Below are 12,945 nucleotides of genomic sequence, written 5' to 3'. Positions count from 1 at the left end.
CACTCGCTAGTCGGCGCAGTTCGCTGTGTTTAGGGTAACGACGCGACGGCTTTCTCTATGGGTCAGCCACCACATCAGCAGTCCTCCCAATGACAACAAAGACGCCGCATAACCTGTCGCGGCAATGCCTTGTCCTGACAGGATCACTAAACTGCCCACCCAAGGGCCAATTGCATTGGCAAGATTAAAGGCGCATTGCACTAAAGCGCCTGTCATGGCCTGTCCATCGGGCGCCACATCCATCAATCTGGCTTGCACAATAGTGGCGAGCCCCAACCCACAACCGACAAAAAATACCACGGGCATCAGCGCCCAGTAATGTCCGGTCAAACTCGGGTAAATAGCCAACACCACAGTGCTTAACACTAACGACCAAAATGCCGCTGCTAAGGCCGACTTATCCGCCGCCCAGCCACACACTAGCGTGCCCAATGTTGCGCCAATACCAAATACCGCCATCATGATTGGGATCTTAAACGGCTCGACTTGTGTCACTTGGATTAAGGTTTCGGCCAGATAGGTATACACGCAGAAGATACCGCCAAAGCCAATGGCCGCGATGCCGAGCGTCAGCCAGACCTCACGATTTTTAAGGGTTTGTAGCTCTTTTTTGGGACTCGCATCAGCAGGCACGGCTTGATTAGGTGCTAAAAAATACACCATTATCGCGGTAATGGTTGCCAGAATCGCCACTATACCAATACCCGAGCGCCAGCCCACAGTTTGCCCCATCCAAGTCGCAAACGGCACACCGATAATCGTCGCCAGCGTAAGACCAATAATTACCCGCGATACGGCGCGGGCCTTCATTTCTGGTGGCACTAAAGAGGCAGCGAGCAACATAGCCACGCCGAAATAAGCGCCGTGGGGCAAGCCGCTGAGAAAACGAAAAAAGATTAGCCAATTCAATGATGGCGCTAACGCACTTAAGCCATTGGCCACCGCCATTAACCCGGCTAAGGCAATCAAGAGTGTTCGCCGTCTGACCCTAACGGCCAGCACCATGATAATCGGCGAACCGACCACAACCCCCAGCGCATAGGCACTGATGGCATAACTCACATGGGCAACCTCTACCCCTAAATCGCTCGCGATATAAGGCACTAAGGTCATGGAAGCAAATTCTGTGGTGCCTAAAGCGAATGTTCCGAGTGCTAAGGCAAGTAACACCCATAATGTACTGGCGCCCTTATGCTGATTTTGGACAGATGGATTTTGAACGGTTTTCAAACTTTTTCTCCGCTATGCTATAAAACGACAACTAGCTAATAGATAAATAAACAATAAAAAGATAATAAAAGATGATAAATAAATTGGAGCCCACTAAGGGGCTCCAATTTCTCAGTCATTTACGTAATGTAAATCTATCTGACTAACTGTTCTTGATAGGTTTGACTGTTCCAGTCGTAGGCATAAAGCGTGCCTTGCCACTCGTAAAGTGTACGACCATCCTGCTGCACAACCCTAGCATTGCTCGGCAAGCTAGACACACTGTGCGGTGCGCGTGGACGCGGAGTCGCAGCTGTTTTGCCTGTGCCGTTACTAGTTTGCGACACCAGTTGCCCAGTCGTTTGTCCGGCCATATTTACAGGCATACTCGACACCATACGGCCTTCACTCGCAGAATACTGCATACTGGTTGTTACCCGTACAGGTGCAGAAATGGCCACAGGTTCATCGTCGTAGCGCATAGGAATCGACAAACCTATGCCCGAATAGGGCGAGTTCCAGTAATTTCGAGCGTAGGCGTCACGCGATGTATTCCAACCCCAATCATTGTTCCAATGGGTGTTCACACCATAACCGACATTCCAACCCGATCCCCACCCCGTAGCGAGCCCTAAACCCAGTCCTAAACCCCAAGGGTAATAAGGTCGATAATAGGGACGATAATGGCGATTATCTTTGCGCACATGGCGGTTGTCGTAATAATTGTCATAACGATTGTTGTAATGACTGTCGCCACGACTGTGGCTATCACGATGACCATGACGTTCGTCTTGATCCGAATAGCCTCTATTTCCGGCCACAGCCACAGTCGGCACACTGAGCGCCCCCAAAAGTGAGATCCCCACGGCAAGCGATAAAACCAAGCACTTTAGCGACCGCTTATGCGCGCCATGTGATTGACTTTGAACACACTTTTCTTGAGCAAACCATACAGGAATATTCATATAAACCTCGAAATAAAGGGCGTAAGCGAGATCTATCGCGACTTACTAGTAACCATTTTACGCTTCCTAAGCTTGAAGATCACTGAATTGGTTAACCCTAAAACAGAAAAATGCTATAGTGCGCGCCACACGGATTTTCACCGCGGAGGCTATTTCCACATGAGTTTTAAGGATTTACGCAGCTTTATTGATCACTTAGAAGCCAATGGCGAACTTAAACGCATTAGCTACCCAGTTGATCCTCATTTAGAAATGACAGAGATCGCCGATCGCGTATTACGCGCTCAAGGCCCTGCGCTATTATTTGAAAATCCCAAAAATCATCACATGCCCGTGTTGGTAAACCTGTTCGGTACGCCAAAACGTGTGGCCATGGCACTCGGCAAAGACGACCCATTAGCCCTGCGCGAAGTGGGTGAACTGTTAGCCTTTTTAAAAGAACCCGAACCACCTCGGGGTTTTAAAGACGCGATCGCTAAGATCCCTATGTTCAAGCAAGCCTTGAATATGCCGCCAAAGACAGTGCGTAATCCGCCTTGCCAACAAATCATCAAAACCGGCGATGAGGTCGACTTAACCCAATTGCCTATTCAGCATTGCTGGCCGGGCGATGTCGCACCACTAGTGACCTGGGGCTTAACCATCACCAAAGGCCCGCGTAAGAGTCGTCAGAATTTAGGCATTTATCGCCAACAATTACTGGGTAAAAACAAGCTGATTATGCGCTGGTTGTCCCACCGTGGCGGCGCGTTAGATTTTGCTGATTTTAAACAACAATTCCCCGGTGAGCGTTATCCGGTTGTGGTCGCACTCGGCGCCGATCCTGTGACCATTCTAGGCGCCGTCACCCCAGTCCCCGATTCTATGAGCGAATACGCTTTTGCCGGTTTACTGCGCGGTGAACGTACCGAAGTCTGTAAGGCATTAAGCTGTGACTTAGAAGTGCCCGCCACCAGTGAAATCATCCTCGAAGGCTATATCGATCCTGAGGAACTGGCGGAAGAAGGGCCCTACGGCGATCACACGGGTTACTACAACGAAACCGATAAGTTTCCAGTATTTACCGTTACTCACATCACTCACCGTAAAGATGCCATCTACCACAGCACTTACACTGGCCGTCCACCGGATGAACCCGCCATGCTGGGGGTTGCATTAAACGAAGTGTTTGTGCCGATTTTGCGTAAGCAATATCCTGAGATCGTTGATTTTTATCTGCCGCCTGAGGGCTGTTCGTACCGCATGGCAGTGATCTCCATTCGCAAACAATATCCGGGACATGCCAAACGAGTGATGATGGGCGCTTGGTCTTTCCTGCGCCAATTTATGTACACTAAGTTTATTGTCATAGTGGATGAAGATGTGAACTGCCGTGACTGGCAGGATGTGATCTGGGCGATCACCACCCGTATGGACCCTAAACGCGATACCGTGATGATCGAAAACACCCCGATCGACTACCTCGATTTTGCTTCACCCGTTGCGGGCTTAGGCTCAAAAATGGGACTCGATGCCACCAATAAGTGGGAAGGTGAAACCAACCGCGAATGGGGCACGCCAATCGTGATGGATCCAAAAGTAAAACAAAAGATCGACTCAATCTGGGATGAGTTAGGCATAGACGACAGCCCAACCCTATAATTCAGCTTAAGCCATTACTCAAGTATCGGCTTTAGCCAAGAGAATAGGCCAATAACAGGCCTCTAAAGCGACACCTAGACACATACTGTTGAAGAAAGGTGCAAAGGAAGTTTGATGAAAACCATACGTTGTAAGATAGAGAAAGTTAACCCATTTAACGATGCCGTATATCAAGTATTGTTAAGGCCTGAAACCGCCTTCGATTTCCAAGCGGGGCAATACTTATGTGTTGTCATGGGTGAAAAAGATAAACGCCCCTTCTCTATCGCATCAGCGCCAAACGCCGAGCTGATCGAATTACACATTGGCGCAGCCGTCAGCGAAAGCTACCCAATGCAAGTGGTCGAGCGCCTGAAAGCCTGCGCCATTGATGGCAGCACTATCGACATCGAAGCCCCAGGCGGCGAAGCCCACCTGCGTCACGAAAGCATTCGCCCTCGCCTGTTAATCGCCGGCGGCACAGGTTTCTCTTACATTAAAAGTATCATCGAGCACCAAATCGCCCTTGGCCAACAGGTTGAAACAATGCTGTATTGGGGTTGTCGCACCCAAGATGCCATGTATTTTGAAACCATCGCCCGCGAGTGGCACGACGCTCACCCTTGGTTACACTTCGTCCCAGTCATCGAAGAAGCGCCAGCCAATTGGCAAGGCAAAACTGCTAATCTGTTAGCGCAAATCAAACAAGATTTTGTCAGCCTAAATGGCTACGACATCTATATCGCCGGCCGTTTCGACATGGTGGGTGCAGCACGGGAAATCTTCCGTGAGATTGGTGTAGAAGAAGCGCATCTCTACGGTGATGCATTCGCGTTTATCAAATAACGCATGGATTTGTAGTCTCTAAAGCCAGCCACTCATCAGCGTCATTCCCGCAATGCTGTTAAGCGGGAATCCAGCTTTGAACTAACTGGCTGTTGCTTAATCACTTAACCAAATAGCTGATTAATTTGACCAACTGATTTAGCATCAAATTAAGCCATTAAGCATTGTCATTCCAGTGACACGCCATAAACTCGTCCATGAGGGCTCGACGACGGCATCCATGCCGTCAACGGTCACTTACATGCCAGTGCTTAATCTCCCTAAACTCCTCAGAAACCTGAAAGTCTTCTTTTTACTGTCATGCTTGCTGAAAGTTTAAGAATGGATGGCTCATTAAATTTTTACCAGTATAGGCTCAAATAATAAACCCCTGTTTACTGGGGTTTATTATTTCTATAGTTTTAGCGAATGCTAGGAATATCGACTTTAAAGCTTTCCAAACTTCGTTTGGATCAAAGTCGTGGGATATTAATATAATAATGATAAGGAATTGATCAAGTATCTGATTTAAGCCTAGGTTGAAACTAGTTTACTAGTAATACTATTTATTATTAGTGCTCTTAAAAAAAGGAATGCTAAAAACTGGAATGTGAGCTTTCTGACATACACTAAAAACATGCTCTCTCCAAAATGACCAACAATTATGAACAGAGTTAAACTCGCAGAATTCCTTAATTGATGAGTCATTGATTTCTCCCTTAATTAAATACTCTAAGAGAAAAGTAGCCTCTATTTTCGCAAGCTCTGTTGGCTCTGAGGAAGTCTCCACGTGTCCTTTTTTTACTTTATCTTTCAAACTATTATCTATTTTCAATATATACCTTGTTCCAAGTGTAATTTTGACTTGGAGCATATTTGCAGTCTTTTGAGCATTAGAAGATTCTAACGCATCATCAATAACTTCTCCTTCAATATGTAGCATGCTTTGCTGTTGCATATCAGCTCTGATAACACCTTCAATTTCCTCATTTACTTGAAAAGAAGAACCACGAAGTTTTATGTTCAGAAGCTCTAAATTATCGATTGCTTCTCTGATTGCTTCTTGATTCATTTTTAAGTCCCGTAGTGGCTTATGCCCGAGTTCAATATCTTATGAGTTGCATTATTTACAGCGTTTCTTTTAGAGTAATGAAGAGACATATCTTCAACATCAGAAACAAAATCTAATACCTTGCATACTGGATTTTTTATTCTAAATAAGTCAACTCTGTTAATTAATTGAAGGTGCTTCCTAAGAATAAAGCTGTCTGAGTAACAAAGCCTGATGAGCTTGTCTAAACTCTCACTTTGTGATATTTCGCCACGCTCATATTTAGAAAACGAATTGATCCCCCCCCCAAATACGATAGCAGCTTCTTGTTGAGTCAACTTAAATGACAGCCTGATCTTTCTTAGTTCTTCTCTACCAAGAAGGCCATCATGCTTCTTCTTAGCCTCTCTCATGACAAGGTCATTAGCATCTGCTTGATCAGATGATTCAAACTCTTCTCCACATGCTCCACAAATAGTGAACTTACTGAAAACCTTCAGTTGCACCTTCTTGTAACGCATTAACAACTCTTCTTGTACTTCATGCGTCTCAGTAGAGCCACATGTAATGCAGTTCTTCATAATTGCTCCGCTATCACCTATCCATGTGAAAAGACAACACTTTTACGACTATTTGTTGCTCTCTATCAATGTAGAACTTAATGTAGAGGTTGTCAGCCATTTCTTGGCCGCTCAGTAAATAACTGATTTTATAGGAATCTACGGTATGGTCACCGTATTCATGTGTCCTATGGAATCCATCTTCTTGAAGCATGTTAATACATGCTTGTACATCACTCATCTCGTAACCAAGATTAATCCTATCTCTCCTGCTATTACCTAGCATGATTATATTACGTTGGTTATGAACCAAAGCTTTCACTGTAGCTAGATCATACTGTGGCATTAGTAATTCCCAAAATCAACCAATATGGTTGATTTAAGTGCGCGGATTCTAGGTGGTGCTGGTTAAATTTGCAACAACTTCTTTAACTAATTGTTCCGTAGTAAATAGGAAGCAAACAGAAACCAAGTGTAAAAAAATATAATGACTAATGTATTATTCTTGAATAATAAGTCAATCGATACCGTCAAGCACCCCTTTGCTCGAAGGAGCGGGAAAGAGCGAAAAGTGCGCAAAAGCGAGGACACATATGTCTCCTCGAGTTTAGCAAAGCCAATGTCCTATGTTATTCAAACTACATTTACGATAATCGATAATTCACCTTTCACAACGGGGTATCAACCGTTAATGGCTCGCAGTCTTGCGACCTGATGTTAAAAATAAAGGTCGGCGTCTGTTGCGCCCAAATGAGATCCAAATTGACGTCTCGAAAGTCAAAACACCCACAACTCTTTTTGCTTTTAATAACTAACGAACAACACCAAAATTAAGGGATACACTTCCCCTGCGAAGTTGTCGAAATACGCAGATAAAAATGCCGTGGCGACATCATGGATGATGGCACAGGCTCGGGGGGACAGGGATGTCCCATCTGAGCCGTTAGGCGATTTTTATTGGAGTATGAGACAGGTAACTAATGCATGTAACTTCGCTAGGGGCGTCATGGAGAATCCAAGGAGGATAGGACGAGCAGTCCTCCTTGGTCGGGTGTGGGGTGAAGCCCCACGACTTTGACTTAGATTTTGATTTAAAAAGTTAAAAGTTAAACTAATGCCTAAAACTCAAACGAAGTTTGAAAACCCACAGCCCTGCGGCACCTGAGCACCCCCCTACACTTGTGGTCTATGTAGATCAAAACGCAGATCTTCACAGATCCCATAATAGGCCGATGGGCCGCCGGCACGTAATACGGGCTCGGCAAGGGCTGTTTGATAAATCCCCTCGGCATTGAGTAAATGCTTAGCAATATGCACGGCCACCGCTTCTCCTAACACTAACCAAGTATCGATCTTGTCGCCATTAGCGGCGGTTAACTGGATACATTGGGACAATTTGCATTCGAAGTTTACTGGGCTTTCAGCCACTAAATCGGCCTTAACAATGGTGCCAGCTTTAGCCGTGAGTCCGGCAAAGCTAAACTCATCTTGACCGCGTGGCAGCATGGCGGAGGTTTGATTCATCTGCTCGGCTAAGCCGCGAGTGGTGAGGTTCCACACAAATTCGCCTGTTTCGACAATATTGGCGACACTGTCTTTCCAACCTGTGCTGGCAAAGCCGATGATGGGCGGTTTGTAGTTGAAACAATTAAAAAAGCTGTAAGGTGCAAGATTGGGTTGCCCCTGAGTATTCCGTGATGAAATCCAGCCGATCGGTCGAGGCCCCACAATCGCATTTAAAGGATCGTGTGCAAGGCCATGGCCTTTGCTCGGTTCGTAAAAATAGCGGTTATCAGCAGTCATACTTCATCCTTTTGTTATTGCCACAACAATACTGGTGCAATTAATACAGCCATCACAGTTACGCTTTTATAGCCGCTATCTTACCCAAGTTTCGAGCAGCGACCAAAAGTCTGTAGGGCTACTTAAGTCAGCTCCTTGAACAACATCTGGCTGCAAATTTTAAATCCAACACACTCTTCTGCTAAAGTGATACTTATCAGTGGGCTAAAAAGCCTAACTCTGCTAAATAGCATGTGGCAAATGAAGGAGCAGTGAATGGAAGTGATAAAAGGGGGATGGAAGAGGTTGTTGTTGGTCGCAGTGCTGTTAGCGACAGGTTGCGCCAGCGTAGCGCAAATCGATTTCAATAGCCTGTTTGGCACTAGCTCACCGCAAAAACGCGTCGAAAATGTACAGCTGAACGACCAATTTATTCAACAAGCCGAGTTTGTGCACAAAGAAGTCGAGCCTATTCTCAATAGCCGCTGCGTGGTATGTCATGCCTGTTACGATGCCCCCTGTCAGTTAAAAATGACCTCAAGCGAAGGTATAGAGCGTGGGGCAAGTAAGGAAAAGGTTTACCAAGGCACACGCTTAGTCGCTGCCACACCTAATCGCTTATTTGTCGATGCCTTTACCCCAGAAGCTTGGCGTCAACGCGGGTTTTACCCCATGCTAAACGAGCGCGATCAAACCCCAGAAGCCAATACCCAAGCCTCAGTATTAGCCAGAATGCTCACGCTTAAGCAAATGCATCCCCTGCCCGAAGACAAGATTTTAGATAAGCGTTTTGATTTCAGCCTAGACAGAGTTCAACAGTGCGCCAGCCTAGAGGAAATGGACAAATACGAGCAAAGCCAGCCCCTTGCAGGTATGCCTTATGGCTTGCCAGCACTGAATGCTAATGAGCATCAAGTGTTGATGCACTGGCTTGAGCAAGGTGCACCACTGCCATTTGCACAGGCGCTTACACCTGAATTTAGTGCAGAAATAACCCACTGGGAGACGTTTTTAAACGGCGACAGTTTAAAAAGCCAATTAAGTGCACGTTACATTTATGAGCATTTGTTTGCCTTCCACTTATATTTTGAGTCTTTAAATCAACCGAACGCCCAGCCTTTATTCTTCGAGTTAGTGCGTTCTCGGACGCCGCCGGGGCAAGCGCTGGATATTATCGCCTCCCGTCGTCCCTTCGACGATCCTAAGGTGGAGCGAGTCTATTACCGCTTTCGGCCTTATCGGGCAACCATAGTCGATAAAACCCACATCCCCTACGCTTTGAATACCGGCTTGCTCAATAACTGGCAACAATGGTTTATCGATGCGGATTACTCAGTCACTCAACTGCCGAGCTACAAGCCGAGCGTTGCGGCTAATCCCTTTGAAGCTTTTATTCAAATTCCTGCCGGTGCGCGCTATCGCTTTATGCTGAACCGCGCTCAAGACACCATTATGGGCTTTATTAAAGGCCCAGTGTGCCGTGGTCAGGTGGCGCTCAATGTGATTAACGACAGATTCTGGGTGTACTTTGTTACCCCAGATTATATGGACGACACGGATTTTAGGACCTTCTATCAGTCCCAGATTGAAAACCTACGTATGCCAGCTGAGGAAGAAAGCACTGCACTCGCTGTAACTTGGGTGAAATATGCCGCCAAACAAGGCAAATATATGCGGGCGCGTAATCAGTTCTTAAACGAGAAATTCAAAAACGGCCAGCACCTCACCATAGACGGACTCTGGGATGGCGACGACACCAATGATAATGCCAGCCTGACAGTGCTGCGCCATTTCGACAATGCCACAGTGGTCAAAGGCTTAGTCGGCGAACCACCCAAAACGGCTTGGATTATCGATTATGCCTTGCTGGAGCGTATCCACTATTTATTGGTCGCGGGTTTCGATGTTTATGGTAACTACGGCCACCAGCTATTAACTCGCTTATACATGGATTTTTTACGTATGGAGGGGGAATCGAATTTCCTGACCCTGTTGCCGCAGGAGGAAAGACGCAAGCAGTTGAGTGATTGGTATCAAGGGGCAGGTACTCAGCTCACGGCCTTTATCGCAGGGGATATCAACACCTTTCATCAGCCTACGGGCGTACTCTACTTTAGTGACGATCTAAAGGGCGAGCTGTATCAAAAACTCGGGCAGAAGGTTGCTAAGGTTCAACCCAATCGATATCACATAGAAAACAGTAGCTTGCAAATACATAGCAAAGCACTTTTACACACATTAGATCGATTAAAAGGCACACAAGCGACCCTGTTACCTGAACTAACTATGATCATGGTGGAACCTGAAAAAGCGGGTAAAGCTGAGATATTTACCTTAGTTCGCAATAGCGCTCATCGGAATATTTCGAGCCTGTTTAATGAGGCGAGTAACCGCGAACCCGCTAAAGATGACGTCACTTTAGTGCATGGCTTATTGGGCAGTTATCCTGAGGAATTTTGGCGAGTGAAAGAACAAGACTTGCCTAACGTCGTGGCGACAGTAGAGAAAATGCAAACTGAAAAAGACTATGAGGCACTGTTAGATATGGTGGGTGTACGCCGTACCGATCCGAAGTTTTGGGCCTTTAGTGACAAACTCAATCAGATCTTTTTTGACAATCACCCGATAGAAAGTGGGTGGCTGGATTACAACCGACTGCAAAATCGTTAATAAAAAGGGGAACGCTAGTGTTCCCCTTCCTTTCAAATCAACCCAGTAAACTTACCAGATCTTAACGCGATCTTCTGGAGCCAAATACAGCTTATCGCCAGGCTTAACATCGAATGCAGTATACCAAGCATCTAAGTTACGCACGGTCAGCGCGCGGTACATGCCGGGGGCATGTCCATCGGTTGCTACCCGAGCACGCAGGGCTTCGTCACGCATCTTAGTGGCCCAGGTTTGCGCAAAGCCGATAAAGAAGCGTTGATCACCCGTAAAGCCTCCAATCACAGGCGCATCTTTGCCTTTAAGTGAGGCGTGATAAGCATCATAAGCGGCGGCTAAACCTGCTACGTCGGCAATGTTTTCACCTAAGGTCAACTTACCATTCACGTGTAAATCAGGGAAAGGCGCATAAGCATCAAACTGCTGCGCTAACGCATCGCCTTGCTTATCAAATTGAGCAAAGTCAGCGGGCGTCCACCAGTTACGCATAGCACCAGTCGAGTCAAAGGCCGCACCATTGTTATCAAAACTATGGCTGATTTCATGGCCAATCACAGCGCCAATCGCGCCATAGTTGTAAGCGGCATCGGCCTTAGCATCGAAGAATGGCGGTTGCAAAATACCCGCAGGGAAGTTAAGCGCATTCTGCACCGGCAAGTTCACCGCATTCACCACTTGCGGCGTCATCCACCACTCGCCTTTATCCATTGGTTTGCCAATCTTGGCTAGCTGATGGCTGTACTCTACTTTTTCACCATTGATGGCATTGGCGTAGGCATTGGTCGCAGTCACTGCATAGCTGTCGTAATTGCGCCATTTATCGGGATAACCCACGCCCACCGCCATAGTGGCCACTTTTGCTAGGGCTTCTTTCTTGGTTGAAGGGTCCATCCAATCGAGTTTTTCCACTCGCTGACCGAAGGCGGCCACTATGTTATCCACCATAGTGCTGACTTCTGCTTTGGCCGAGGCGGGGAAATATTGCTCGGCATAGGCATGGCCTACGGCATCACCTAAATATTGGTCGAGTGCCGCTAAGGCACGTTTATCGCGACTGCGCTGCTCTGGCGTGCCAGAAAGCTTAGTGCCATTAAAGGCAAACGAAGCGTTGTCGATAGCCGATGGCAACACATCGGCATGGCTATTGATATGGTGGAACACGAGCCAATCTTTCCATGCTTCTAAAGGCTCAGAGGCCACAAGCGCAGAAAGTCCCGTAATCGCCGTTGCATGGTAGGCCGCAAATTTAGGCTGATTGCCCAGTTGCGCCGCCGCTAGAAAGGCAGTCCAATCGATGCCCGGTGCTTTGGCATCAAAGTCAGCACGGCTCCATACACCCGAAGACTGAGTAAAATCTTCGCTTGCTTCACGGCTGGCGTGGGCTGCAGCAATCTTGTTTTCAAGGGCGAAAATACGATCGGCACGGACAGCGGCATCGCTCACACCCGCATCTTTAAGCAAGGTTTCAATGTAAGCGCGGTAAGCGGTGCGAATGTCGACCATTTTAGGATCGGCAGACAGGTAATATTCACGCTCAGGTAAGCCTAAACCGCCCTGTAAAAAGTAAGGTAAGACTTCGCCCGGCGTGGCTAAACCTTGGGTTACGAAGATCCCAAATAGGTTTTCGGTATAAAAGTCAGTCGCATTAAGAGGATCGACATCGGCGCGCAGATTTCCACCTAATGCCGCAGATAAATCCTGCTTGCTCGCAATAGCCTCATAACGGGCAATATCCGCCTCGGCAGGCTTCATTCCTGCGGCATCAATAGCGGCGGTATCTGTGTAAGCCTTGTAGAAATCGGCGATACGCGCTTCGTCGCTTCCCACCGCATGTTGCGCTTTCACCAGATCGGCAATCAAACTGGTTTTATGCTTTTCGGTTGCTTCAAAGGCAACGAGGAAAGCGCCAGTGCTGGAGCGATCGGCGGGGATCATCGTCGTTTTCATCCACTCGCCATTGGCGTAGGAATAAAAATCATCCCCTGGTTTTACCGTTGGCGTCATAGCCGCGACATTAATGCCAATCGGCATTTGAGCCGCAACGTCTTGACTTTTTGGCGCGTTTTCGCTGGTTTTTACGGTGTTTTCTGTGGTGTTATCACTGCAAGCAGTGAGCCCAGCCAATACTGACGTTGACAGTAATAGCACGGGAATAAGACGGTCCGACATGAATGACTCCTCTCTTTTTTATTATTGTATTTATAGTGTGATTGCTAAGTTTGGCAGTGTAACTGGCACTGAATGAAGAAGTAAAACAAAGCCAATT

The 12,945-nt window shown here is 47.0% G+C and carries 10 protein-coding genes; 3 read left to right on the top strand and 7 right to left on the bottom strand.

Going from position 1 to position 12,945, the window contains the following annotated elements:
• Window positions 1–6: 6 nt before the first annotated feature.
• Both L5L77_RS03885 and L5L77_RS03880 read right to left on the bottom strand, forming a co-directional pair.
• Window positions 7–1,230, bottom strand: coding sequence for an MFS transporter (locus tag L5L77_RS03885; RefSeq protein ID WP_263171841.1), 1,224 nt, complete (start codon window positions 1,228–1,230; stop codon window positions 7–9).
• 134 nt (window positions 1,231–1,364) lie between these two features.
• Window positions 1,365–2,174, bottom strand: a complete 810-nt coding sequence (locus L5L77_RS03880) for a hypothetical protein (RefSeq protein WP_263184541.1) — start codon at window positions 2,172–2,174, stop codon at window positions 1,365–1,367.
• Between the two features lie 159 nt (window positions 2,175–2,333).
• On the opposite strand from L5L77_RS03880, the gene ubiD reads away from it, so the two are divergent.
• A complete protein-coding gene (gene ubiD, locus L5L77_RS03875; RefSeq protein ID WP_263184543.1) occupies window positions 2,334–3,815 on the top strand; it encodes a 4-hydroxy-3-polyprenylbenzoate decarboxylase in 1,482 nt (493 codons plus the stop codon).
• A gap of 114 nt (window positions 3,816–3,929) precedes the next feature.
• Window positions 3,930–4,640 carry an NAD(P)H-flavin reductase gene (gene fre / locus L5L77_RS03870; protein WP_063883664.1) on the top strand — a complete coding sequence of 237 codons (711 nt, stop codon included), beginning with the start codon at window positions 3,930–3,932 and terminating at the stop codon, window positions 4,638–4,640.
• Between the two features lie 541 nt (window positions 4,641–5,181).
• On the opposite strand, the gene L5L77_RS03865 is transcribed toward fre, so the two are convergent.
• The 4 genes from L5L77_RS03865 to L5L77_RS03855 form a co-directional block, all read right to left on the bottom strand.
• Window positions 5,182–5,691 (bottom strand): hypothetical protein, encoded by a 510-nt coding sequence (locus L5L77_RS03865; RefSeq protein WP_263184545.1) that lies wholly within the window; start codon window positions 5,689–5,691, stop codon window positions 5,182–5,184.
• 2 nt (window positions 5,692–5,693) lie between these two features.
• On the bottom strand, window positions 5,694–6,251 hold the full coding sequence (locus L5L77_RS03860; protein ID WP_263184549.1) for a type II toxin-antitoxin system MqsA family antitoxin: 558 nt from the start codon (window positions 6,249–6,251) through the stop codon (window positions 5,694–5,696).
• 13 nt (window positions 6,252–6,264) lie between these two features.
• Complete coding sequence (locus tag L5L77_RS22765) at window positions 6,265–6,576, bottom strand: type II toxin-antitoxin system MqsR family toxin (RefSeq protein ID WP_394474184.1); 312 nt, start codon at window positions 6,574–6,576, stop codon at window positions 6,265–6,267.
• Window positions 6,577–7,403: 827 nt separating this feature from the next.
• Window positions 7,404–8,033: a flavin reductase family protein gene (locus L5L77_RS03855; RefSeq protein WP_263184550.1), complete on the bottom strand. Its 630-nt coding sequence runs from the start codon at window positions 8,031–8,033 to the stop codon at window positions 7,404–7,406.
• 255 nt (window positions 8,034–8,288) lie between these two features.
• Here L5L77_RS03855 and L5L77_RS03850 point away from each other — a divergent pair, with 255 nt between their 5' ends.
• Entirely contained in the window at window positions 8,289–10,682 is a 2,394-nt protein-coding gene (locus L5L77_RS03850; protein ID WP_263184552.1) for a fatty acid cis/trans isomerase, read from the top strand.
• A gap of 51 nt (window positions 10,683–10,733) precedes the next feature.
• Here the strand turns inward: L5L77_RS03850 and L5L77_RS03845 are convergent, their stop codons facing one another.
• Window positions 10,734–12,848, bottom strand: coding sequence for a M13 family metallopeptidase (locus tag L5L77_RS03845; RefSeq protein ID WP_263222111.1), 2,115 nt, complete (start codon window positions 12,846–12,848; stop codon window positions 10,734–10,736).
• Window positions 12,849–12,945 lie beyond the last annotated feature (97 nt).

It is taken from the genome of Shewanella sp. SM29 (genome assembly GCF_025654245.1).
Lineage (GTDB): Bacteria > Pseudomonadota > Gammaproteobacteria > Enterobacterales > Shewanellaceae > Shewanella > Shewanella oncorhynchi.
Note: the sequence above shows the minus strand (reverse complement) of the source record. Positions and strands in the feature narration are given on the sequence as shown.

Coding starts and splice junctions, on each gene's coding strand:
- L5L77_RS03850 (WP_263184552.1), top strand. CDS start 8,289: ATGGAAGTGATAAAAGGGGGATGGAAGAGGTTGTTGTTGGTCGCAGTG.
- L5L77_RS03855 (WP_263184550.1), bottom strand. CDS start 8,033: ATGACTGCTGATAACCGCTATTTTTACGAACCGAGCAAAGGCCATGGC.
- L5L77_RS03865 (WP_263184545.1), bottom strand. CDS start 5,691: ATGAATCAAGAAGCAATCAGAGAAGCAATCGATAATTTAGAGCTTCTG.
- L5L77_RS03845 (WP_263222111.1), bottom strand. CDS start 12,848: ATGTCGGACCGTCTTATTCCCGTGCTATTACTGTCAACGTCAGTATTG.
- L5L77_RS22765 (WP_394474184.1), bottom strand. CDS start 6,576: ATGCCACAGTATGATCTAGCTACAGTGAAAGCTTTGGTTCATAACCAA.
- L5L77_RS03880 (WP_263184541.1), bottom strand. CDS start 2,174: ATGAATATTCCTGTATGGTTTGCTCAAGAAAAGTGTGTTCAAAGTCAA.
- ubiD (WP_263184543.1), top strand. CDS start 2,334: ATGAGTTTTAAGGATTTACGCAGCTTTATTGATCACTTAGAAGCCAAT.
- fre (WP_063883664.1), top strand. CDS start 3,930: ATGAAAACCATACGTTGTAAGATAGAGAAAGTTAACCCATTTAACGAT.
- L5L77_RS03860 (WP_263184549.1), bottom strand. CDS start 6,251: ATGAAGAACTGCATTACATGTGGCTCTACTGAGACGCATGAAGTACAA.